23 protein-coding genes are annotated in these 24,945 nt (G+C 39.3%); 7 read left to right on the top strand and 16 right to left on the bottom strand.

Going from position 1 to position 24,945, the window contains the following annotated elements; translation table 11 throughout:
* Nucleotides 1-3,661, bottom strand: a 3,661-nt coding sequence (locus tag ACXAG7_RS05890; protein WP_476666257.1) for a hypothetical protein, incomplete at its 3' end; no start/stop codon positions are given.
* 665 nt (nt 3,662-4,326) lie between these two features.
* Between ACXAG7_RS05890 and ACXAG7_RS05885 the strand changes: the two genes are divergently transcribed.
* The 7 genes from ACXAG7_RS05885 (at nt 4,327) to ACXAG7_RS05855 (ending at nt 9,733) form a co-directional block, all read left to right on the top strand.
* Nucleotides 4,327-4,788 (top strand): Lrp/AsnC ligand binding domain-containing protein, encoded by a 462-nt coding sequence (locus tag ACXAG7_RS05885; RefSeq protein ID WP_408042280.1) that lies wholly within the window; start codon nt 4,327-4,329, stop codon nt 4,786-4,788.
* Complete coding sequence (locus tag ACXAG7_RS05880; protein ID WP_408042279.1) at nt 4,788-5,369, top strand: HupE/UreJ family protein; 582 nt, start codon at nt 4,788-4,790, stop codon at nt 5,367-5,369. The genes ACXAG7_RS05885 and ACXAG7_RS05880 overlap by 1 nt, the downstream gene beginning before the upstream one ends.
* A 64-nt stretch (nt 5,370-5,433) precedes the next feature.
* Nucleotides 5,434-5,856: a deoxycytidylate deaminase gene (locus ACXAG7_RS05875; protein WP_408042278.1), complete on the top strand. Its 423-nt coding sequence runs from the start codon at nt 5,434-5,436 to the stop codon at nt 5,854-5,856.
* A complete protein-coding gene (locus ACXAG7_RS05870) occupies nt 5,849-7,408 on the top strand; it encodes a S41 family peptidase (protein ID WP_408042277.1) in 1,560 nt (519 codons plus the stop codon). Before ACXAG7_RS05875 ends, ACXAG7_RS05870 begins: the two co-directional genes overlap by 8 nt.
* A gap of 142 nt (nt 7,409-7,550) precedes the next feature.
* Nucleotides 7,551-8,108, top strand: a complete 558-nt coding sequence (locus tag ACXAG7_RS05865) for an RNA polymerase sigma factor (RefSeq protein WP_476666256.1) — start codon at nt 7,551-7,553, stop codon at nt 8,106-8,108.
* On the top strand, nt 8,098-8,874 hold the full coding sequence (locus ACXAG7_RS05860; protein ID WP_476666255.1) for a HEAT repeat domain-containing protein: 777 nt from the start codon (nt 8,098-8,100) through the stop codon (nt 8,872-8,874). Before ACXAG7_RS05865 ends, ACXAG7_RS05860 begins: the two co-directional genes overlap by 11 nt.
* A gap of 16 nt (nt 8,875-8,890) precedes the next feature.
* Nucleotides 8,891-9,733, top strand: a complete 843-nt coding sequence (locus ACXAG7_RS05855; protein ID WP_408042274.1) for a DUF4097 family beta strand repeat-containing protein — start codon at nt 8,891-8,893, stop codon at nt 9,731-9,733.
* Nucleotides 9,734-9,769: 36 nt separating this feature from the next.
* Here ACXAG7_RS05855 and ACXAG7_RS05850 read toward each other — a convergent pair whose 3' ends face one another.
* From ACXAG7_RS05850 to ACXAG7_RS05780, 15 genes are all read right to left on the bottom strand, one after another.
* Nucleotides 9,770-10,321: an MOSC domain-containing protein gene (locus ACXAG7_RS05850; protein WP_476666254.1), complete on the bottom strand. Its 552-nt coding sequence runs from the start codon at nt 10,319-10,321 to the stop codon at nt 9,770-9,772.
* Between the two features lie 62 nt (nt 10,322-10,383).
* On the bottom strand, nt 10,384-13,803 hold the full coding sequence (locus ACXAG7_RS05845; protein ID WP_476666253.1) for a VIT domain-containing protein: 3,420 nt from the start codon (nt 13,801-13,803) through the stop codon (nt 10,384-10,386).
* A gap of 104 nt (nt 13,804-13,907) precedes the next feature.
* Complete coding sequence (locus ACXAG7_RS05840) at nt 13,908-15,407, bottom strand: GH3 auxin-responsive promoter family protein (protein WP_476666252.1); 1,500 nt, start codon at nt 15,405-15,407, stop codon at nt 13,908-13,910.
* On the bottom strand, nt 15,408-16,271 hold the full coding sequence (locus ACXAG7_RS05835; RefSeq protein ID WP_408042270.1) for a M23 family metallopeptidase: 864 nt from the start codon (nt 16,269-16,271) through the stop codon (nt 15,408-15,410).
* Between the two features lie 74 nt (nt 16,272-16,345).
* Complete coding sequence (locus tag ACXAG7_RS05830; RefSeq protein WP_476666251.1) at nt 16,346-17,230, bottom strand: hypothetical protein; 885 nt, start codon at nt 17,228-17,230, stop codon at nt 16,346-16,348.
* Nucleotides 17,231-17,311: 81 nt separating this feature from the next.
* The gene (locus ACXAG7_RS05825) at nt 17,312-17,749 is read right to left on the bottom strand and encodes a hypothetical protein (protein WP_408042268.1); all 438 of its coding nucleotides are present in this window, start codon (nt 17,747-17,749) and stop codon (nt 17,312-17,314) included.
* Nucleotides 17,750-17,800: 51 nt separating this feature from the next.
* Entirely contained in the window at nt 17,801-18,181 is a 381-nt protein-coding gene (locus ACXAG7_RS05820; protein ID WP_408042267.1) for a hypothetical protein, read from the bottom strand.
* A 6-nt stretch (nt 18,182-18,187) separates the two neighbouring features.
* Nucleotides 18,188-18,751, bottom strand: a complete 564-nt coding sequence (locus ACXAG7_RS05815; protein WP_408042266.1) for an RNA polymerase sigma factor — start codon at nt 18,749-18,751, stop codon at nt 18,188-18,190.
* Nucleotides 18,752-18,870: 119 nt separating this feature from the next.
* A complete protein-coding gene (locus ACXAG7_RS05810) occupies nt 18,871-19,719 on the bottom strand; it encodes a hypothetical protein (protein ID WP_408042265.1) in 849 nt (282 codons plus the stop codon).
* Between the two features lie 77 nt (nt 19,720-19,796).
* Nucleotides 19,797-20,381, bottom strand: coding sequence for a nicotinate (nicotinamide) nucleotide adenylyltransferase (gene nadD, locus ACXAG7_RS05805; RefSeq protein ID WP_476666250.1), 585 nt, complete (start codon nt 20,379-20,381; stop codon nt 19,797-19,799).
* Between the two features lie 6 nt (nt 20,382-20,387).
* Nucleotides 20,388-20,981, bottom strand: a complete 594-nt coding sequence (gmk, locus tag ACXAG7_RS05800) for a guanylate kinase (protein WP_476666249.1) — start codon at nt 20,979-20,981, stop codon at nt 20,388-20,390.
* Nucleotides 20,982-20,983: 2 nt separating this feature from the next.
* A complete protein-coding gene (locus ACXAG7_RS05795; protein WP_476666248.1) occupies nt 20,984-21,850 on the bottom strand; it encodes a YicC/YloC family endoribonuclease in 867 nt (288 codons plus the stop codon).
* Nucleotides 21,851-21,881: 31 nt separating this feature from the next.
* Nucleotides 21,882-22,781, bottom strand: coding sequence for a DMT family transporter (locus tag ACXAG7_RS05790; RefSeq protein ID WP_476666247.1), 900 nt, complete (start codon nt 22,779-22,781; stop codon nt 21,882-21,884).
* Between the two features lie 136 nt (nt 22,782-22,917).
* The gene (gene lysM / locus ACXAG7_RS05785) at nt 22,918-23,388 is read right to left on the bottom strand and encodes a peptidoglycan-binding protein LysM (RefSeq protein WP_408042260.1); all 471 of its coding nucleotides are present in this window, start codon (nt 23,386-23,388) and stop codon (nt 22,918-22,920) included.
* An 897-nt stretch (nt 23,389-24,285) separates the two neighbouring features.
* Nucleotides 24,286-24,942 carry a hypothetical protein gene (locus ACXAG7_RS05780; protein WP_476666246.1) on the bottom strand — a complete coding sequence of 219 codons (657 nt, stop codon included), beginning with the start codon at nt 24,940-24,942 and terminating at the stop codon, nt 24,286-24,288.
* Between the last annotated feature and the right edge of the window lie 3 nt (nt 24,943-24,945).

The raw sequence follows: 24,945 nt of genomic DNA, 5'->3' as shown, positions 1-24,945 counted from the left end.
GTGTTCCTGTGATTTCCACAGTAGTACCTCCTACCAAACGTGCTTCTACACCTGAGGGTAGATTTTCTGGTGTTCCCAACCCTGTTACTCCCGAAACCGAATGTTCGATAGTTGTTAACAGGGTTCCCACACATAAACGTTGTGATTTATCCACATTATCAACAGTGCTTTGCGGCACTACGGTGATGCTTCCTTCAGCAAATAAATCGCCACATTGAGCCGTTAAAGGAATACGATAATTAAAAACTCCTGATTCAGAAGGTGTTCCTGTAATTTCCACAGTAGTACCTCCTACCAAACGCGCTTCTACTCCTGAGGGTAGATTTTCTGGTGTTCCTAATCCTGTTACTCCCGAAACCGAATGTTCGATAGTTGTTAACAGGGTTCCCACGCATACAGTTTGTGATTTGTCTAGGTTATCAACAGTACTTTCTGGTAACACCGTGATGCTTCCTTCAGCAAATAAATCGCCACATTGCGTCGTTAAAGGAATACGATAATTAAAAACTCCTGATTCAGAAGGTGTTCCTGTGATTTCCACAGTAGTCCCCCCAACCAAGTGTGCTTCTACTCCGGAGGGTATATTTTCTGGAGTTCCCAATCCTGTTACTCCCGAAACCGAATGTTCGATACTTGTTAACAGGGTTCCCACGCATACAGTTTGTGATTTATCCAGGTTATCAACAGTACTTTCTGGTAACACCGTGATGCTTCCTTCAGCAAATAAATCGCCACATTGCGTCGTTAAGGGAATCCGATAATTAAAAACTCCTGATTCCAAAGGACTTCCAGTGATTTCCACAGTAGTACCTCCTACCAAGTGTGCTTCTACTCCGGAGGGTAGATTTTCTGGAGTTCCCAATCCTGTTACTCCTGAAACTGCATGTTTAATAGTTGTTAACAGAGTGCCCACACATAAGCTTTGAGACTTATCAAGATTATCAACAAAGTTAGGTAGGACCACCAACAATGCCTGAGGACTACTTACACTAAAACAATCTTCGCTTTGACCATCAGAAACTACCACCCGATAGATGTTCGACGATAAGGATCGTCTGACATCTGTTAACCTTAAAGTATCCGTTGCTACTCCTGAATAAGTCTCAGATTTTGAAAGATTCTCCCAAAGCCCGCTGTCTACATTCTTTATTTGCCACTGGTAATTAAAACCATTGAAAAAGAAATCCGTATCCTCATCAAAAATTGGAACTCCATCCAAAAAAGTCGAGGTAATATTCTTGGTGACATCCACCCACAAGATGCCAGATTCTCCTTCACAAAGCGTCAACTTTGAAAAAAACTTATCAATGGACAAACGCTCAAAAACGGTTTCACTCCCAACTGTTCTCTGCCCTTGATTCCCATCAATATCACCTAAACCTCCTACATTAACAAGATTCGGGACACCTTCACTATCCACACCTCCTGTAGTGGCGATGTCAATACGTCCCGTACTCGTCAACTGCTCGCTTGTGACATTTCCTCCAGCTTCCAAAGCATCAAAACAGCCATCATTATCGGAATCTAAATCAAGAGAATTGATAATTCCATCGTCATCCGTATCACAAGATAACAAGCTAATATTGATTTCGTCAATTAATAGGGTGTTTCCAACGCTGGTAGTATTCCTATTATAAATTTCTATACTCACCTTTGGAGTTGTGGATGTAAACTGCATTTCCACATAAGTCCACTCCAAATTCAAAACCCCGGAATCTTCTTCACTCAACTCTACCCCATTGCTATCAAAAACTTTCATAAGAACGTCTGGAAACTGGCTTGCAGGTCTACCAGCTTCTTCCAAAGGAGCTGCAGCGTACAAACTGTACAGATAATTTTCGTTAACTGTTACTTCTACCTCCTTTTTATATAATAACACTGGACTAGTCCCAATTGGGTTGTCCATGGCCAAATACCGCCCTTCTGCATCCCCTTTCGCATCCTTACCTGACTGGGTTTCATACCACGGAAGACCATTAAAATCTGTGTTGGTCCCCACCCGAACGTTTCTGACATTTGCACTCGGAACATTTGAATGACTCGTCAACATTTGGCCCGATCCTACACCGAAACTCTCATAATAGGAAAAACACACTCTCTCCTCATCATCTAGTATTCCGTCATTATCATCATCCAAATCATCAACATCCGCGATACCATCGCCATCAGAATCCACTTGGTATGTAAATTTGGCAGCGCGTTCTTCTACCAAGCATTTATTTCCTGGGTGTCTCATTACAACTGTATAGACATTCCCACTCAATCCAGTGGTATTGGAAAGGTATAAACTTGATGTTTTAGTTCCTCTATAAACTCCTCCATCCTTTAAATCTACTCCATTCTCTTGCCATTGAAATAGAGGGTTCAATTTCTCAGCTTTTGCGTAATTGGGAACCCCATCCACATACTTTTCAGTAGCAAGTACCTTTGAATCGATACTAAAAGTAACCTCTCCTCCTACTACGGTTGTTGTTTGATCTGTAAATGTAGCCTCATCAATCGCAAATTTGGATGCTTTATAGCAATCAACACTCAACGATTGACCTTGCTTATGGTCCGTGTCTGAAGTCCCGCCGGCATTGACTAAATTAGGTACGCCATCTGCGTCGACACCTCCCGTATTACTCGTATCGATACTGCCATTGCTATTCAGTTCGGTTAAACTGACATTCCCTTTGGCTTCTATAGCATCAAAACAACCATCATTATCGGAATCAATATCAAGGTGATTTACAATACCGTCACCATCCGTATCAAGATCCCGATAACCAAGATCCCATTCCAATACCGTATCCACATAAATTCTACTCAACCAAACTTGTGGACTCGCCGAAGTGTTAGATCTGCCAAAAAGATATATTCGTAATTGATAATCAGAATTCGGCTGTAATTCAAAAGCGGTTTCCATATCAATTTTTCTGTATATACGATCTGAAAAATTTCGATTCGATCCCTCAACATAAATTAAATGCTCTCTACTCGAAGCCACATCAAATACCGCAACCGCAATTTTTACGCCCAAATTTTGAAGGTATGGCGGTACCACTTTTTTATTATCTATCCGAATTCCCGAAATAAACACCGCTGAATCTCCCGTAGTTATATCCGACTCGATATAACGTCTGTCAAAATGCGAAACTGTAAACGAAGGATCCCTTTTTACACCCCCAATGGCATAAGCCTTTTGTCCATTTGACAGCGTACCATCATATACATTTAAACGTCCTCCTCCTCTACCTCCATTATAAAAATCGGAAGCACTTATAAATCTATTTCCTATCACTGTCGCTCCATTGTAATAAAACACCGTAGACACCCAATTTTCATTAGGGATTCCTTCCCTCATTTCATGGATATCGAGAATCCCATCATTATCATCGTCCAAATCGATTTCATCCTGCACACCGTCCTGATCCGAATCTTCCGAAACCTGCGCTTGCCCTTGTTTAGTACTTAAATCGTACCTATAAGGATTCTTAAGTTCCATAACAGGATTCACAACGTCATCTACGCAAAAATCCGTAGAAGCTATAGCGCTACTAGGCTTATAAAACCAATTAAACTCTGAGGTGGAAAACTTGAATACTTCTTTACACAATACATTTTGAAGAGTTGCATAGAGCAACATCGGCATTAGTAAAACGAGATAGTTTTTTTTCATATTTTCATCTTTTTTCGTGAAACAATGGAATCAAACTCTTAGAACACCTCTACTAGCACTACATCATATACACCTTTACTATACAGAGGTCCTTGTAATAAGGCAAAAACCCATATCTATTGAACTCCTTTACTACGATAGTAAAACAGTACTTAACTTGCTGCCTCAAGGAGGCGTCCATCAAAAAAATCCCAAAGTTTATTGCTATATTGATCTAGTTATTTAGGCGTTCATGCAGTCTCGTTACGACAAACGCCCTCTGTAGTTGCGAACGACCACTTCATTATTGAATTACTCCTGATGTCAAAAACACAGTTCACTAACACTACTAAAAGCCTTCTTTTAATAAGTTATTTTAAACTAATTGCACCAGATTATAATCTATTAGGTCACGATACTTTCCTCTCTCTAACACAAAGGTAACCTGTCGAAGTAGCGATAAAACTAAGAACTCTTAGAGACGATATTTTTTGTAATAAGCGGGAAATTTAGACGGTTTTTTGAAAAGCTAAACAAGCTGATCTTCCAGGAACGGATGTTGGATTGCCTAGGCAGTAGGTTTTAGGATTTTAAGAAAATTTAACACAATCCACTTACATATTAACATAAAAAATCAGACTCGGTGCCTTATTTTTTTTATAATTTTACTTCTTTTACTTTAAATTATGACAAAGAAGCTTAAAATTGACGGTATTGATAAGATCATTATCAAGCGACTCGTTAAAGATGCTCGAACTCCGGTTTTAAGCATCGCAAGGGAGGTAGGAATTTCAGGAGCTGCCATTCATCAGCGCCTTCGTAAATTAGATGAGTCTGATTTAATTGATGGCTATAAGATGGTACTGAATCCGAAATCCTTGGGCTATACTACTACCGCCTTTGTCGGAATCTTTCTCGATTCGTCCAGCTTGTACTCTTCTGCCATTAAGCGGTTAAAAGAAATTCCAGAAATTGTAGAGAGCCATTACACGACCGGAAACTATGCTGTCTTCATTAAAATCATGTGTAAAAACAATGAAGATTTAATGCATTTACTCAATAAAGACATTCAAACTATTAAAGGGGTTTCGCGAACAGAAACCTTTATTTCATTAGACCAACAAATTAACCGCCAAATCAAAATTTAATGGACGAATTTTTTACTTATTTCCGAATAGGACTTACACATGTACTCGATTTTAAAGCCTATGATCACATCCTGTTTTTAATTGTACTCGCCGTAGTATATCAGTTTAAACAGTGGACAAAAGTACTGTGGTTGATTACCTTATTTACCTTAGGACACTCCTTAACCTTAGCACTTTCGGCGTACGGAATATTAAACGTCAATGAAAAATTAGTAGAGTTTCTGATTCCCTTTACCATTTTCGTCACAGGATTGATGAATGTGTTTACCGCTAAAAAAGCTTCTGTAGGGAAGGAAAATCAGAATTTGTTTTTCGCCTTGTTTTTCGGGTTGATCCACGGTTTAGGTTTTTCAAACTATTTTAAAGTAATCATCGGTCGTACCTCTGACAAACTACTGCCTTTATTAGAATTTGCTTTAGGTGTTGAAGTAGCTCAAGTACTTATCGTTTTAGCCATTTTACTTATCGGAACCTTAGCCCAATCCATATTGGGAGTCAATAGGAGAGACTGGATTTTAGTTGCTTCGGCCATCGTGGTAGGAGTTGCCTTTGAGATGATGATGAATCGCATTTTTTGGTAAGCATTTTAATTGGGAAACTCAGTAATTCAACTTAAATTAGTTTTTTTCTTAACAGTTAGTAGTAGTGGAATCAAAACAAACTAAATACGATTTAGCTTATTTAAAAATGGCGAAGGAATGGGGACAGTTATCCCATTGTATTAGAAAAAAAGTAGGCGCCCTTATTGTCAAAGATCGCATGATCATTTCAGACGGATACAACGGTACTCCCTCTGGCTTTGAAAATTACTGCGAAGACGAAGAAGGCTATACCAAATGGTATGTTTTACATGCGGAGGCCAACGCCATTTTAAAAGTGGCCGCCTCAACACAGTCGTGTAAAGGAGCCACGCTGTACATCACGCTTTCTCCTTGTCAGCAGTGCAGTAAGCTCATTCACCAAGCAGGAATTAAACGCGTCGTATATTCAGAAGCTTACAAAGACGCTTCTGGATTGGATTTTTTAGAAAAAGCCGGCGTAGAAATCACTTATTTACCTTATGAATAAAAATAATTTACCTATCTATTTTGCTTTCGCCGTATTCTTCGGAATACTCATAGGCGTGTTGTTTGATGGTCCCCAGAGCCCCATGCTGGCAAAAAGTTCAGCAAAAGAGCGAAAAATCAAACGATTGATAGAATACATCCAACAAGATTATGTGGACACCGTTAATACGGACCAACTTTTGGACGATGCTATTAAAAATATGCTAGGTAAGTTAGACCCACATTCCGTGTACATTCCGCGTGAAAATTTACAGTTAGTAACCGAGAACATGCAGGGGAATTTTGTAGGAATCGGTGTTCAGTTCCGTGTAATTAACGATACCATTACGGTCATTGCTCCTATTAAAGGTGGCCCGAGTATCAAAATGGGGATCAAGGCAGGTGACCGTATTTTAATGGCTGACGAAGATACCCTTTACAATAAGGACCTACGCACACAAGACATCTTTAAAAAGCTCAAAGGAAAACCGGGAACAGAGGTAAAACTTCAGATTTACAGAAAAATGAACGACAGTATTTTTAACGTATCTGTAAACCGAGGTAAAGTCAATATCAAAAGTGTTGATATTTCTTATATGCTCAACGATAGTGTTGGATATATCAAATTGAATCGCTTTGCGAGAAATAGCTACCGAGAGTTTAAAGAAGGACTCGATACCCTGCTCGACAAAGGAATGCGCACCCTCGTTTTGGATTTACGAGGTAATGGAGGTGGTTACATCGATATCGCAAATAAAATCGTCGATGAATTTTTGGAGGACGACAAACTCATCGTTTACACCAAGAATAACAAGGGAGCAGTTAATAAATCTTTCGCCACTGAAAAAGGTGATTTTGAAGATGGGAAACTCTATGTTTTAATCGATGAAAATTCGGCTTCCGCATCAGAAATTGTTGCCGGAGCCCTGCAAGACAACGACAAAGGAACGATTATCGGACGTCGTTCTTTCGGAAAGGGATTGGTACAGCAAGAAATGGATTTAGGTGACGGCTCGGCAGTTCGCTTAACCACTGCCAGGTATTATACTCCAACCGGTAGATCGATTCAAAAACCCTATACCAAAGGAGCTGAAACCAGTGAGTATCGCAACGATATCGAAGAGCGTTTTTCAAGTGGTGAACTCTTTGAAAAAGACAGCATCAAAACAGTTGATAGCTTGCAGTATACCACACCTAAAGGAAAAATTGTATACGGCGGAGGTGGAATTATTCCCGATGTGTTTGTCGCCGTAGATACCTCAGCGTATTTACCAACACTCTTTTTTAGTCCTTTGAGTAAATTCTCTTTTGACTATGTAGACAACCATCGAAAAGAGCTATCAGCAATGAGTTTGGAATCATTTATCAAAGATTTTGATAGCGACCAAAAAGTATCGGATAGCTTTCTGAAAAAATTTAAAGATGCTCCTATTAGTAAAGAGACCAAAAAACAATTGCGCAAAAATTTAAAAACGTTAATTGCACGCGATTTATTTAGCGATGAAGGACTGTATCGCATGAACCACCGCGATGATAAAATGCTGCTTAAAGTTCTAGACCTGAATAAAAATTAAACAGATACCAAGCTCACTTTTTTAGTGAGCTTTTTTTATGGAAATCGCTCAGATTTTTTTCTTTTTAAAAAAAATACTCACTGCGATGTAACCTTTTCAAAATTTTGAGGTTATCAATATAACAACTATCAAAAACGACATTTTGAAGCACCTAACTGATGAACAGCTTATGTTATGCGTACGTCAGGGCGATTTAAAAAAATTAGCCCTGTTGTTTGAACGCCACCACAAGCACCTGTACAATTTTTACAGGAAAATGACATTGGACAGTGCGTTGAGTGAAGATTTAACACAGGAAGTTTTTGAGAAAATTTTAAAATATCGGACATCGTATCAAGAAGGAAATTTTCAGTCCTGGATGTTTACCATTGCCCGTAATATTTTTTCTAGCCATTATCAGAAAAGTAAGAAAATGGGCCTGCAATCGGTCCATTCCGATGAATTGGCAAAAATCCCCTTGGTCACTCCCTTAGATCGAGACGAGGAGATTGCTCATTTGCTATTGTGCTTGCAGCACTTAACCCCTGCTGACCGAGAACTGATTATCCTGCATCGTTTACAAGAAATCGGTTACGAACAATTGGCTCATATTACAGGAAGTAGTGCGGGTGCACTCAAAGTAAAAATGCACCGTGCTCTAAAAAAGCTGAGAAGCGCCTTTTTTAATCATCAACCTAAAGGAACCCATTATGAAGTGTAAGGAAATAGAACAAGCCTGTGAATTATACCTAGCAGGGGCGCTAAACTCAGAAGAGCTGGCACAATTGCGCTTGCATGTAGCTACTTGTCAGACGTGTAAAAAACAGTACGACGAGGTTGTTATGTTAGAACGCGTTCTCAACACAGTTCCTGAAGAGGCTCCTAGCGAACAATTGCAACAGAGGTTTGAGCATTTCTTAGCAGCGGAACTGGCAACAAGTACCTCAACACCGACTTCCAAAATCATTGCTATCAGCAAACCGACGTGGAATTTCAAAAATATCGCTGCGAGTATTACCCTTGTAATAGGTTCTTTCTTGTTGGGTAAATACCAACACACCGTAAGTACTTCCTCGGTAAAAACCAGTGCTATTGCTTCTGCAGAACAACGCTTTTTTGCAGATATCAACAGTGCATCACCGAGCAAGCGCCTTTCGGCAGCTCAGGCAGCTATACAGTTCAATCAAGAGCACCCAAAAATTATCGATGCCATCATTGCGAAACTCTTTCACGAAGAAAACGTCAATGTCCGTTTGGCAGCTGCAGAATCACTGCGTAAGTTCAGCGCGCTAGAACGCGTCAAAACAGCCTTGTTAAAAGCCTTAACCACCGAAGAAACAGCCATCATTCAAATTGAATTGATACAGATATTGACGGATATCAAAGAAACTAGGGCATTGCCTTCGATGAAAAAACTCTTTGAAAATCAACAAACACCCAATTTAGTTAAACAAGAATTACAATACGGAATGGCCAACCTCATGTAATTTAAATCAACACCTTATGAAACAAATTACCAGCATATTATTTATACTACTAAGTTCGAGCCTCTTTGCTCAAAACACCGCTTTTACACGCTCTTTAAAAGGGGTTCAGCAAGTGACCATCCAAGTAAACTCAGATATCACCATCGTAGCCAAGTCTTCGGGGAATTCACTGAGTATCCGCAATGCTACGAAGGCGGATTGTGAAACGCAGGTAGAGGATTGTACCTATCCAACTCGAACCTTTTTTAGCCATCACACTAAAAAACACGATTCTTTAAAAGTTGTTAAAGCCAAAGGACTTGTACCTATATATCCCGATGGCAAGGATGAAACCAACGGTTTTGGCTTTAAAATTGAGCAAAAGGGTACAGGACTCTTAGTCAAAGACCTCAAATCGAGACTTCAAGGAAAACCGGTCGTTATCGAATTACCGCAAAACATGATGATTTCAGTAAAATCAAGATCAAATAGCGCTGTGTCCCTCCGTGGATTTAGTTCAGAAATCTCCGTACAATGTCCGCATGGTAATATTAAGCTCTCAGCCATCACAGGACCTGTTACTGCCTATACCAGTATCGGAAACATCACCGTAGATTTTTCCATGCTCAACCAGGCTTCTCCTACCTCTTTGAGCACTGTTGGTGGAGAAATAGATGTTACCCTACCCAAAAACAGCAATGCCGACCTCTCAGTAGAAACGCGAGGAATGGTTTACAGTGACCTGAATTTAAAAGAAAAAAAGAACTCGAAGACTCCAAAGAATACGCATTCACGTAAAATACTGCGCGCCATGAATAATGGGGGTGTTGCCATCAATATCAAATCGTCATTAGGCAACGTATACCTGCGAAAGAAATAACTAAAAACCCCGAACGCTCGTGTTCGGGGTTTTAGTTTATTTTTTATTGCGCTTTCTCGCATAGACATCGACGATGGTTTCATTTTCAGGACAGGACTTGAGGCACTCAAAAACATCACCGGCTTTCACTTGCCCAGTTTGTAATACTTTAAAGTACACCCCAGGGAAATTCTCTTTCCAAAAGTGCTTTACAATTCTCATGTTATTAAAACGAACTCCTAATTTCATACACGGCTCTCTCGGCTTGGTAACCTCTAGCACGGTTTCCCCTACTCGGTACTGATTTCCGACGTGTAGTTCGGCTTCATCTAAACCTTCAACCGTAAGGTTTTCACCAAACATACCGTGACTCCATTCTAAGTCAGGGTAAGCCTCTTGCCAGTAGGCATAATGATCAAGGGAATAGGCATACACAGCCTGATCTACCCCACCGTGGTACTTCCTGTTACAAATGGCATCGTTTTTAACCTCTTCGGTATCTAAATAAATGGGTTCCGTTACTGGGTACTTGAATATTCCGGTTACGACAGTCTTTCCTTTCCAGTCTACTTCTTTTCGTTCTCCTATGTTCGTTGCGATTATTTTCATATTGTTCTGGCTTGTTCCTGAGTAAAAATACTAAATAAAGACGATTGAACCCATAGAATTTATCACTGTCTCAACACCACCTTACCTACTTGTACGGTTTCTTCTTTTCCGCTTAAACGAATTACGTTAATCTCTTTCGTTTCTTCTGGACTCCCGTATTTCGTATAGACAGTTACTTTGACAAAAGTAGGTCCTGAAATGCGATTTTTTATATCATCATAGTAATCCACCTCGATGGTGTAGGTTCCGGAAGGCGCGTTTTTAACCTTATAAGTTTCGGGTCCGAAGCCTTCTAAAAAATCATAAGACATACGCTCACCAACTTCAGAAGTTTTGTTTTGATAATTCAATTTTTCTCGCCTCGGATTTTCTACCCATAAATCCAAATCTGTATCATTGTGATTCCAGTCAATTACAATACGAACATCCATGGGCATCGGTTTGAAAACTTCACTGAGATCCTCAGGAATTTGTAGTTTGTTTCGCTTGGTGGCCACTAGGTGATTCAATTCTAAAAAAGCGGCTTCAATAATTCCTTCAAAACGTCCTCCCCTGTCTAATTTGAGGTGCTTTCCACGGTAAAAATCGCATAGCATATCAAAGCTCTTTTGATAAGCTCCTATTCCTTGATATGCCAAAGCCAAGTCTCTATACGACTGTGGATCTTCGGGTCGCAGTTCCAGTACTTTTTTATAGACATCCACAGCCAATTGTGTTGCTCCCCAGGCCTCTGATAAATACCCAACCAATTTTAGCAATTCGTAGTTATTTAAATCCATATCTAGCAGATTAGTAAGTATTCTAAGAGCGTACTGTTCAGCACCACGCTGTTTAAAAAGTTGAGCGACATCGACAAAAAACATGGGAATATTTTCATAACGACCGCGCACTTTTAAATAGGCAGTATAACATGCGTCATTATCGGCTATCGCCTTTAGTTCTTTTAAATATACTTCCTGCGCATTCCAGCCCTTAAGCTGGACCTGCTTTTTTAGTTTTTCTTTAAATGCTGAAATTTCTTGTTCTTTATTTTCAACACCTGTAGTAGTAAATACCACAATAGCTCCATTGCGTCCCTTTACACCGTAGATTTTCATTGCCTCTTTCGGTTTCAATACCAGCACCTCTTCAATAGCGTCTTTCGATAGCTTTTGAAGTTGCTGTATCGATCTTACCTTCAAGTCTAATACCAACAATGGAGACGATTCAGTAATTGAATTCTCTATTATGACTCCTGAAGTTGTTTCTTTAACAGCAGTCTGAACACCACTGACTACACCAGCAAGACTGGCATTCATCACGGTATTCTTTAAACTAACCCCATATGCCACAACTACTACTTCATCTAAATTGTTAGCCGCTGCTAACACAACATTTAATGGTACTGAATTCGTTACGCGATGCTCTTCCGTATTCATCCCCACAAAACTATACACCAATACGCCTCCTTTAGGAATTTCTATACTGTAATTACCGTCAAAATCAGTTTCCGTCCCGTAGGTCGTATTTTTCAAAACAATGCTTGCTCCTGGTAGTGGGCCACTTTCGTCTGAAATTACCCCGGTCACTTTAATTCGATTTTCTGGTTGGATATCGTCTATACGAAAACCTCCTATTTGCTGAGGCGTTGCAGGGTTCGTCTCTGTTGCTGTCTGTTGCTCTTCCTGTTCTGGAACCTTCGTCGTTGTACCAAGGACTGCAGTTTGAGGCACTACAGTAGGCTCTTCAACATTATTATCTTGAAGCGATGTAGTTTTAGCCTTTTCACTGCTGAAAGGAAATTCATACCACAATTTCACCTTTGCTAGTTCTTTTTGAATCTGATTCGCGTCTTCGAGCTCCGAAATTGTAGCCCTCTTCAATCGCTCAGCCAGCAATCGCTTGTATGCACTCCTTAATTCTGATGGAGGCACAATTTCATAGCGCACATAGTCTTCTATTCTATCTAAAACAATTAAGGAAGTATAAGCACTTACCAATTGCTGTTCTTTTGCAAAGGCCGCAAGTTGTTCGCGTTTCACCCGTTGTTGTTCCATAGCCTGTAACTTACGATACGCCCATCGTTTGGTCACAAAGCTTGAAGGTACATACGATTGTGATTCAATTTCTTTAGTATACAATGTTTTACCAGCTACTCGTAATTCAAAACTAGGTTGCCTTCCTTTTCTCAATTTTCCGACCACGGGTTGCTTTATATCTACGAATGCCCCTGCAGGTGGAAATACAGTAGCGGTATCAACGCCAGAGACTGCTAAGCTCACCGGAGCATTCCAGAGTGCCTTTTCCGCTGCTTCCAGGGTCATTCGATTCAAATTGATATAGCTACCTCCTTTCTCCAAGGCTTGTGCCTCCATCACTTCATGGTCGGCCTGAACAGAAGCATTGATTAGGTACAGCCCTGTAGTTTTCGGCAATTGTAAACTCCCCACATTCACCAAGCCATCGGTGAATACTAAAAGTTCCTCCGTATCCATCAAGTGTGTAGGGTGAATTTTTATACGGGTTCCACCATCGTAAACACGTGCTACCAACGCCTTTCGAAGGGCCGTCCAATCACCTTTTTTAACGCTAAACACACGTGAATATCGAAGTTCGTTGGCCGCGCAAATCAAATTTACCTCGAGGTTTTTTATACGCTTAAAGTACCGGTCAAGGAGTGCTAGTTCTTTGGCTAAATTTCGCTGTTCCATAGAATACGAAACATCCCAAAAGATACTGAGTGATTTGGGTGCTGGTTTCTGTGGTACTGCTAGCCCTGCAGGAGGTAACCACAAAAAGGTGTCATTTTGAATATACAGCTGTGCAGTGCTATCTGTATATTCAATGTCCAGTACTAAGGGGGTATTGAGTTTCGCATTACTGATTTCTCGTACTACCTTAGTTGAACCTTTCTGCTGTTGCTGTTTTAATCGCCCTATAGGACTTTCTACGATGTGCAACGCACTATTTCCAGCTATTTCCAACTCGTAACGCATTTTTGGAATCGGATTGGGAAACTGAAACGGGAGTATGTAGCGTAACTTCGCCGCGCTTGGCGGAAGTACCTCTTCGTAACTGATGATTATTCTTTTCTTTTCCTTAGGAAAAATAGGGTATACACGCGCCTTATAATTATTTCCCGCCGTTTTCTCCAATAATGCGGGATCTATATTCCCACGCACAGTAGTTTCATAGGCTACTCTGGCCTTGGTACTTTCAACTACGACGGCCTTTCTGAGTTTTCCTCGGAGTTCCATAGCCAACTCAGTCACTGTTTGACCTTGCCCAAGGGGAAATAAAAACTCCCCCTCCAGTTCTCGATCAGTATGATTAAAAAACTGCAAGTCGTAGGTAGTTTTCGCATAGCCGCCAACAATAGTCGTATACACCTTAACATCGATTAATCGCAACGGGTCCGCTCCTGAAATCGCAATTGACGGACCTCCTTGAGCTACCGTAGTTAGGGCACTCAACACACACAAGAATAGTACTAATTTTTTCATAGAATACAGGTTATCTATTCCAAAGTACCACTGTGCATGCAGTTATCAAAACGACAATGAGTAAAGTAGTCACTACTCATCGTCAGTTCTTCTTTTTACTGAGTTTAAGAACCTGCCTTAAAATTGGATAATACGTCGGCTATTTTTCGATTGTCTGAAAGTTGTGGAATTTTGTTTTGCCCTCCTAGCTTTCCAATAGAACGCATATATTCGTGAAAACCTCCTTTTTGCACTCTCGTAATCTTAAGAGGTTGTAATACTTTCCCCTCAATAAGGTCACGGTAATAAATATTCTGTTCTTGCATGGAAGCATCGATACGTTCAGCCATGGCTTCAAGGTTATCAGGTGCTGTTTCAAATTCGATAAACCACTCGTGATACGGCAAGCCCACTTCAGGATTCACCTGTGGAGCCACAGTAAATTCACTGATATTGATAGGAGTTCCTTTAATGGCTTCATTTAAGGCCAGTTCCACTTCTTTTCCAATAACGTGCTCACCAAAAGCCGAAATAAAATGCTTAATCCTTCCTGTTACCTTGATTCGATAGGGTTGTAAAGAGGTAAACTCAACGGTATCGCCAATATTATACCCCCACAAACCAGCAGTAGTATTCAAGATTATTACATAATTTACACCAAGCACTACGTCTTTTAGTGAAACTCGCGTTGGATTCTCATCAAAAAATTCCGTAGCCGGAATAAACTCGTAAAACATACCGGAGTTTAGCTGTAACAGCATTCCTTTCTCCGTTTGGGTATCTTGATATGCGATAAATCCTTCAGAGGCAGGATACAGTTCTATATAGTCGACCTTTTTCCCTATTAGGCTCTCAAACTTGTTTTTATAGGGCTCAAAGTTTACGCCTCCGTAGATAAAGAAATTAAAATTAGGGAAGAGCTCACTGATATTTTTGCCTGTCTTTTCGATGAGTTTTTCGAAGTACATTTGTACCCATGACGGAATTCCGCTAATAACGGTCATGTTTTCAGGTAAGGTTTCCTCTACAATTTTATCTACTTTGGTCTCCCAGTCTTCAATACAATTGGTTTCCCAACTCGGCAAGCGATTTTTTAGTAGGTAGTTCGGAACGTAGTGTGCAGCAATTCCGCTCAAGCGACCTAATTTCACTCCATTTTTATCTTCCAGTACAGGGCTTCCTTGGAGGAAAATCATTTTACCATCCACAAATCGGGCATCTTTGGTTTCTGCAATATACAGCAACAGTGCATTTCTTGCGGCGGTAATATGTGTCGGCATCGACTCTTTGGTAATCGGTATGTACTTGGCTCCTGAAGTGGTCCCTGAGGTTTTTGCAAAATACAATGGACGTCCTTTCCAGAGTACGTCTGACTCCCCAGCTACCACGCGATCTACATAAGGACGTAATCCTTCGTAATCATTGATAGGAACGCGTTTTTTAAAGTCTTCGTAATTGTTAATAGAAACGAAATCATGATCTTTTCCAAAAGCGGTTTTACACCCCTCTGAAACGAGATATTGAAACACTTTTTCTTGTGTTTTTAACGGGTTATTGGCCCATTTTAACACGCTTTTTTTAACTCGTTTGGCAAAGGGGATCGCCAATCGTGACTTTATACTCATCTATTGAAAATCTATATAATTAGTTGGATTTACAGGGTGGGCGTCGTGCCATAACTCAAAGTGAAGGTGTGGTCCGGTAGTCAATTCACCTGTAGACCCTACGGTTGCTATCACTTCTCCTGACTTTACAAAGGCTCCCTGCTCTTTTAAGAGTGTACCGTTGTGTTTGTACACTGAAATATACTGTCCTGGATGCTGAATAATTATCACATAACCTGTTTCGGCCGTCCATTCTGACATCACTACACGACCGTCGGCAACGGCTTTTACGGGAGTTCCTGTTTGAGCCACTATGTCAACGGCAAAATGTTTGTCATCGATGTTGTAGTTTTGGGAAATGGTTCCGGTTAACGGTGAAAAGAACACCGTTTTTGCACGTTCTAAGGCGCCATCACTTAAACCAAACCTACTTTCACGTTCAATTTCTTCTCTAAACAATGAATCTTCCTTCGACGCTAACAGGCGAGAATCATTGAAAGCCGTATCTCGGCTGAGCTCTAAGATAGAATCAATTTTCTCGGCCTTGATATCTCCTGTGAGTACTGGTCGAATGGCTAGGGCATAATTTTCTAATCGATTCAATTTTCGCTGTAAAGTATCGACCTTAAACAGTAAATTTTTAGCATCTGTTTTTAACTTGGTCGATGAATAGCCTGGAATGTATTCACGCAGTGAAGTAAAGGCAATTAAAAAAGTTGTCAATACAATCAATACTATCGAAAACAATCCTCCAAAAACAAATACATTCAATCGCGACAACTTCAACGAAAATCGTTCTTGAAAGGTGTCTTCGTTCAAAATTACCAACCTGTATTTATCGGTAAGCTTTTGCTTGAGCTTTCGGTTTTTATCTAATTTAGCCACAGTAGTAAGAATTGGAATCCAAATATACAACGAAAAATTAGCAATTCATTTCTTAAAAAAGTATTAAACTAGACTTAAAAATCAAAGAGATACGACAGTGATAGCGTCCATGTACCCGTAGTCTTTAAATTTGTTTCGCCCTCTAGGGCCGAAGGAAAGTTTAGTTGGTATCCCAATTCGAACTCAAAATCTCCAAGGGAATATTGCAATGGCAGTAACAGCTGCGTATTTAAAAAGCCAAAATCGTCTTGCTGTCGGTATACGGTAATTCGCCTCCCTCGAAAGAAGAAGGTTCGCGAGAGCTGCACGCTTTGTCGGCCAATAACAAATCGCAATTCTGGACGAAATGCCAGCTGGCTCGACCCCGAAGTCAACAAATTAAGTTCCGCGTAAGTCGACGATACCAATTGCAAGGTTTCGTCCGTACCAAACAGCAATCCTGCCGCTAGTTCAGTACCCAATGTTCGTTTGTTATTCGAAACTTCTATACTCGCGTTGATCGCATTGCTAAAAGGATTGTCGGAAGCATTCGAAAAAAAATAACGTTCGTAATTGGCAGCCCAACGAAAGTTTTTGCGTTTCCCGAAGCGCTTTCCATAGCCGATACTCAGCGCTCCGTTATCCCACTTAGGGGTAAATTCGTCAAAATACATCACCGAAGCACTCACAAAAAATCCTTTGGCATGTATATACGACAATTGCGGACTCAAGGAGTACTGATCTACTCCGATATCACGTCCGGCAAAAAAAGTGTTGTTTGCGTACTCTAAGGAGAAGTGAAGAAAGTTCGTCGTGGTACTTTTACTGAGTAAATCACTGAGTTCATCTTGACCGAGGAGGTCGTCGATAATCTCATTAATTTCCTCTACATCGTCTTCAGAAATGCCTGAATCTACTTCTTGTGCATAGGCGGGGCTACCTAACAGGAGTGCGACAAGTACTAAAAAAACGTTCTTCATATTTTTAATTAAGGTAGAAAAATACAAAAAGTGGTTGAATAATTCAACCACTCAGATCAACCAAATATTGCGTTACCTTGGTTAGTTACGCATTCTTTTTCTCTTTTCTCTACGTAAATTCTTACGGACGTTTTTGCGTACGTCGGTTTTATTTTTTGCCATCCGCTTACGGAGGCGCTGTTTTTGTTGCGGCGTCAGCGTTGCTCTAAACTGAGCTTTCGCTTTTTTGACGCTGCTATTATTTTGCCTTATGATTTGTTTTTGAGAAACGGTCAACGTTTTTCTCAGGGCTATTTGACGGGCCTTTTTTGTCATCGACTTATCGCGTAAAATTGCGAGTTGGTCGGGAGTTAGTGACGCCTTAAATTCTTCCCTATTCTTTTTAATCAGTGCCTTTTGGTTTTTGAGCATGGCCTTTTGTTCCGACGACAAATTCAAATCGGCTTGCTGCTCTTGAGCCACCAAAGGTAGTGCCCATAAAAACGCACAAATTACTACTATGTTTCTTATCTGTTTCATGTTACTCTTAATCTACATCTACTTAGACCTCAAAAAGTTAAAAAAGTTTTATTATTCCGTAAAAACTTCTTCCGTCAATAATTCGTCGTTGACAAAATCCGTTAACAAGGCATCCACATCCGATTCTTCAGTTACCATAGAAGCCAGTAAAATATCGTCTTCTACGGGGAGTTCTGTCTTGCTAAATGGGTTGGTAATGGTAAGGGTCAATAACAATGCCACAACTGCAGCAGCAGACCACATCACTACCTTTTTACGAAAAAAAACGACACGTCCTTTAGATTCTTCTGCCATGGCTTGCGCCAAAATTGCTTTCTTAGAATTGGCAAAATAATTTTCAGGGACGCTGAGCCCTAAATCTGACTTATGTATTTTTTCTGAATTCACATCTAATGTATTTCGATTGTTAAAGGTATCACTTTGAAGTTTCATAACAAACTAGGCTTTAATTTTTTCTATATAGGCTACCGCATTAATATTTTTTTCGATGTGCTTTACCACGGCGTAATAATGCGTTTTTACAGTATTCTCACTAATTTCTAAAATTTCTCCTACTTCTCGAAACTTCAAATTATCGTAATACTTCATCATAAACACTCTTCGTTGGTGTTCTTTCACTCCTTTTAACACTTCGTGCAGCTTCATCTGTGCTTCTTCACCGTCAAAATAGCTATCTCCTTGCAAACTTCCCAAAAAGTGCTCATTGACCTCCGTTAAGGATGAAAAGTGTTTTTTCTTCTCCCTGTCCAAAAAACGAATCGACTCGTTGTACGCTATTTTATACATCCAAGTGTGCAGGGAACTATCCTGTTTAAAATTTGCCAAACTCCTGTAAACGCGAATAAATGTATTTTGCAATACATCGTCAGCATTTTCGTGAGTTCCCACAATTTTACGTATGTGCCAATACAAACGCTCTTGATACAGATCGAGCAATTTGGCGAATGCCTTTTCTCTTGTCTTTTTGCTGGTTAGTTCTTTTATAAAGAGCGCTTCATTCATATGGCGTGGATTTATCCTTTAGACCCTGGAAAGTCAAAAAAGTTTTAACTCGTATTAATTTAATGATTTTAAGAGTAAAAAGCCAGCACTCGGTACTGGCTCTTTAAAAAAACTGAGACTTAGTGTCTTTTTCTGTACTTAAGAGTGATTTCTTTTACGTTACCAGCCGAATCGGTTAACGTTGCTTTATTATCACAAGAACCATCTCCGAAGTCTAAGGTATAGTCATTTCCTCCTTTAGAAATTTCCACTACTCCACTCACGATGTACTTACATGCGTACTCTCTTCTCAAGTCTGTTGTAATTGTTGCTTTTACTTCAGATCCATCTTTCTTTACTGACTCCCAAAATCCAGAGATCATTACGACATCGTCACCTCTATCATCCGTATCAGCACCTGCGATCTTTTCTTTTGTTTTCTCTCCTTTTTTAACAATCACCTCTCCAGAATCAAAGGTTACCGTAATGTCCACCGTATGCGTACGTTCTGGGTTTCCATTGGCATTTTCGCGTACTTTTGATACTGACTTTCCTCCTTCTACGGCATTTCCATTCACTGAAAAATTATCAAAACGCACGGTTTTAGAGAACGATCCTGTATCTTTTACATAGGTAATAATTATTTTTCCTGCGTACACGCGTCCTTTTCGGCCTTCACATCCTGTTCCGAAATCTAAGGTTACAATTTTTCCTGTGGCAGTATCCTCTACTGTTCTGGTTAAACATTGCGGGTGGTTTCCTTGTGAAGAAGTTCCTCTTGCTGATCCTTCACTCAGGGGAGCGTCGTCTTCAATAACATCGTCCACATCCGAAGCAATATCATCGGCCAGGACAACATTCAACGCTTCTTCAGTAGTTAATACATCACTTACTAAATCATCTGTATCGTTGGTGTTACAAGAAGCAAAAGCTAATAAACCTACACTCAAAAGGAATAAAACGTTTCTTTTAACAAATCTTAAGGTCATAATTTCTAATTTTTAAAAGTTAATCAGTTCTTTGACCTCAGCAGTTGTAAAAAGTTTTAAAAAAGTGCTATTTTTTTTTATTTTTTATAGAACCCCATGTCGTCTATATACTTCCAAACCCCAGAAGAAATAAGGGGTCGAACGTTTTTATTTTCTTTGATTCCCTTTCGTACTGAAGTAGAAGAAATTTGTACTATTGGGGCATCAACACGGTGAATTTTAGGGTGTTTATGAAACTGATGTTCTACCCTACCTTCAGAAATTCGCGGATACACATACACGTTGTAGTCTTGCAATATGGTTTCGTAATTTTTCCATTTATGGAAGCCTTTCAAGTTATCTTCTCCCATAATTATACTAAACTCATACTTGGGATATTTCTCTGAAATATGCGCTAAGGTATTGATGGTATAATTAGGTTGCGGCAATCGGAATTCGATATCAGAAGGTTGAATTTTATCGAAATGTTGCGTTGCTAGATACACCATTTCCAAACGATGGTGATTATCTAGCAAGCTACTTTTTTTCTTAAAAGGGTTGTGCGGTGTAACCACCATCCAAATTTCATCGAGGTCAGAATACTCTGCCATGTGGTTGGCAATAATTAAATGTCCTACGTGAATTGGGTTAAACGTCCCGAAATACAGCCCTATTTTTTTCATGTGTTCTTAGTTCGATTTTTTAATACCGAGGTAATTATCAACGAGGTCTTCCGCATCTTGTAAGGCTACCTCTAAATCGTAATTTTTTATAATTTGATCAAACTGCGGTGCTGTTGCTAACTCCACAGAGGCTTTCGCTACGCGCATGTTGATTTTGTCTTCACTTTCTTCTCCTCGGTCTTTTAGGCGACGGAGTAGCTCATTAATATCTGGTGGTTTTACAAATACCGCCAGGGTTTGTTCAGGGAATTTTTCTTTGATTCGCAATCCTCCTACCACATCGATATCGAAAATCACGTGCTTCCCTTTTGCCCAAATACGCTCAACCTCGGTTTTTAATGTTCCGTAGAAGTTGTCTCGGTACACTTCTTCCCACTCTAAAAACTCTTCGCTTTTGATTTTGTTTTTAAAGTCTTCCAAACTGATGAAGTAATAGTCAACTCCATCTTTTTCATTGCTTCGTGGGCTGCGAGAAGTCGCTGAAATAGAAAATTCTAAATTAAACCGTTCTTGTGCCAATAAATGGCGTACAATAGTAGTTTTACCCGACCCAGAAGGTGCAGAAAATACGAATAACTTCCCTTGAAAATCTTTCGCCATTCTTATAATACGTTTAAAATTTGTTCCTTAATTTTCTCTAGTTCATCTTTCATTTGGATCACTAACTTTTGCATGGGTGCGTAATTAGCTTTGGATCCGGTTGTATTGATTTCTCTTCCTATCTCTTGCACGATAAACCCGAGTTTTTTTCCATTGGATTCCGGAGTTGCCAACTGCTGTAAAAAGTACTCTAGGTGATTTGCCAAACGCACTTTTTCTTCGTTGATATCCAACTTTTCCAAATAGTAAATCAATTCTTGTTCAAAGCGATTTTCATCGACCTCCACCTTTAAATCAGTCAAGGCTTTTCGCAAGCGTTCTTTGACGTGCTGGATACGATCGCCATCCAAGCTATCAATAACTTTTAACGCTTCACGGATATTAAATATTCTGGTTTTAAAGTCTTCCTCCAACGAGGCTGCTTCATCTTTTCTGTACTGTACAATTTCTTCGAGGGCTTTTTCGATACCCGTTTCAATTTCTGCCCACTCTTTTGGATCTAGCTCTTCGCGTTCCGTTTTTAACGCATCTGGCATTTTAATTGCCATGTGCAACAAATCGACATCCTGGCTCGATCCCGTTTGTACGATGTTGCGCAGCTGTTCCATATACTCGTTTACAACTCCTTTGTTAACGGTAGTACTAGTTTCGTCGGCCGTCATTTCAACAAAAATGGAAAAATCAACCTTACCTCTTACCAATTTGGTGGCCAACCTTTTACGAACACTGAGTTCCTTCTCTTTGTAATACGAAGGTATTCTGGTGTTTAGGTCTAAGTTTTTGCTATTCAACGATTTTATTTCAATCGTTACCTTTTTGGTTGCCAGCTGCAAAACGGCTTTACCGTACCCGGTCATAGAGTGTATCATACTTCCAATTTTATTAGCTGCAAAGATACATTTATTTATGAGTTGATTCAGCTCCTTGTTTCGTTACCAAAAACACTCCAAAAAATATGAGTAAGGTCGCTATAATTTTCACCCAGTTTAAGGAGTCACTCCCTACAAAAAGGGCATAAATAGCGGCGATAACGGGCTGCAAATAGATAAATACACTCACCGTAGTAGGTTTGAGTTTTGACAGCGCAAACAGGTTAAACAAATACGTAATGCAGGTAGTAAAAAGGACTACAAAACCTACTCGTAGGTAAATTCCTGTTGGCATGGTTTGCCAGTTGACTTCTAAAAACTCTTGGATACCAAAGGGCAGTACAAACAAGAAACCGAAGGTATACAGCCATTTTACGAATACCAACGGATGGTATTTTTGCAAGAGGCTTTTAACGACTACCAAATACACTGCATAAGAGGCCGCATTTACGAGCACCAAAAAGTTCCCCAGCATTCTATTTTCGCCATCGCCACCTCCGTGACTACCGTAAGCAATGAGAATTACAGCTCCAATTAACCCGATGATCACTCCGGCTATTTTTCTCGGAATCATACGTTCTTTAAGTAAGATACTCGAAAAAATCAATACCAATATTGGGGTGGTCACCATCATTACAGAGGCACTAATTGGCGTTGTATAGCTCAATCCTTTAAAAAAGCACAGCATATTTAAAGCTACCCCAAAAAAAGCTGCCATGGCTATTTTTTTATAGTCTGCGCGTTCTATTTTTTGCTTGACAGCAAAAGCACTCAAAAGCCAAAACACCGTGCAAGCCCCTCCTACCCTAAGAAAGATAAACCCGTACGGTTTTACAAAAGTGGGCATTACTTCTTTGGCTACCGTAAAGGTAATACCATAAATCAACGTTGCTATTGAAGTTGCTAGCAACGCTAATACTCTACCATTCATCCTACCTAAAATTTAAAGCTGCAAATATCCGTATATTTTTTACAATCAGCGTTACAATTCACCGTAAAATAAGGGCTATCAAACTAAAAAAGCACTGCTGTTGCAGTGCTTTTTCCTTTGGTTGATTAACTTTTGATTAGTCCACTAAAGGTGGTATTCTTAAAACCTGTCCCGGATAAATTTTGTCTGGGTGACTAAGCATAGGTTTGTTTGCTTCAAAAATAACAGGGTATTTCATTGCGTCTCCGTAAAAGGCTTTTGCAATTTTACTCAATGAATCACCGCTTACTACCGTGTGAAACTGCGCCATTGCTTCTTCTGCAATTTCTTCTACTTCAGCAACGGTCATCGCATCTTCAACAGTTGCAATTCCTTCGGTATTCCCAACAACTAAAACTACTTTTTCTTTGGTTGCTAGGTCTGCAGCTTCTCCGCTTACAGTTGCCTTATCATCATCTACAGTAACTGCTAAATCTGCGACCTCCAATTCAAGGGCCTGTACTGCCGCTACCAATTTGTTCGCTTTTTCAGCAGCTTCTTCTTCCGTTGTTTTTCCGATACCAAAAACTTTGGCACCTGCATTTTTAATAAATGAAAAAATTCCCATTCGATATAATTTTTTGTAGATTAATACTTTACTGATTGACAAGATACAATTTTTAGTTCAAAAATAACAGGGCAATCAATCTCTTCTCGGAGCTTGTCTCCTCAATTTTTTAGACACCAAAATCTTAAAAAAGTCACAGGTATTGACAGTAAAACTGGAAGTCTCTCTACACCTCGTTTTAGGTACCACCAAAAAAAGATCAGGTCAGTAGTCCCTCCCATTCTAAAAACATTCAACCCTACCGCAATACTGATGGAGGGAAGCACAGTAGCTTTAAAAAAAGAACCTATGTTATTATTGTTGACCACCTACCAATGAATATATTGAAAAGAGTATAAATAACGGTGGCTTTCTAATTGCTAACAGTACCTAAATCTGGGAGGAGATCAAATTTTGAGAAAGTTCTACAAGTAAGCAGTTCTAACTTGGGGAAGCTTACATTGGGATATTGAGGCCATTTTTGGAAATATAAAGCATAATATGAACTTTAAACGCTTTATATTACTACACAGAGCCAGTTTATTTATTCTAGGAGTGCTCACAGAGCTGTATCTAAAAGATAGTAGGTACATGATAGGAGATATAGGATTGCTCTTTTGTTTGGCACAAGAACGTAACAAGGAACTAAGCAAAAAACTGGAACTACTAAGAACCAAAAGCAAACAAAGAGCCACCACACGAATGATACAACTACGCCATATTTTAAAAAGGAAACAAAAAAGCCTTAAACCCATTAGACCCCATACCAACACTCGCAAGAAAAAAGAGTAACAACTACACCAGCAAACACAAACATAAAAACAAAAAGCCCTGCATTTCGCAAGGCTTTTGTGTTTTTTAATCAAAAAACCACCACTAAAAATGGTTTAATGATTTATAGAATCTAATCTTCTAAAATTAAAATTCAGTCATTTTATCTATGGTTAATTGGTAGTCAAAATTCTGTTTATATTTACCAATCTTTATATAATCAACTGTATCATTTTTAATTTTAAACAGCCCTGTTAATTTTTTACCCTCAAAAATTAGTACATCATTGATAATCTTATACTTATTTCCAAAGATTTTAATCAAATCACTTTTATGACTTCCTATTTCAATTGAGTTATTAAATAGAGATATCCCTTTTTTCCATAAGTTAATTTCAAGAAACTTATCTGTTTTATTTTCATAAATCCATGGGTTTATTGAATTATAAACTATCATTTTTCCGCAAATTACATCTGCTATTTTTTGATTACTATTTATTATTAAATAATACAACCCAATAAAATCTTTATCTGTTAATTCGCTTTCATTTAAAAACTTACTTCCTTTTGAAGATAAACTAGATGTAAAACCATTCATTTGCTTTTTGATAAGATTTACATCAATATCGTCATCTAGTAGTAAATAATCATTTAAAGTCTTAATTTCTTTGGTTTTAATCAACTCGGATTTATCTTGTTTTCTACTTTTTTTAAAATCATTCGTATCCTTTTTCCTCTGACAGTTTACAAACATTGACAGTACTAATACTATAGCTACTACCAAAAAGAAATTTATTTTTTTCATTTT

It is taken from the genome of Tenacibaculum sp. AWR4_210 (genome assembly GCF_056160945.1).
The sequence above is the reverse complement of the archived record's forward strand: the minus strand, read 5'-3'. Positions and strand labels throughout refer to the sequence as shown.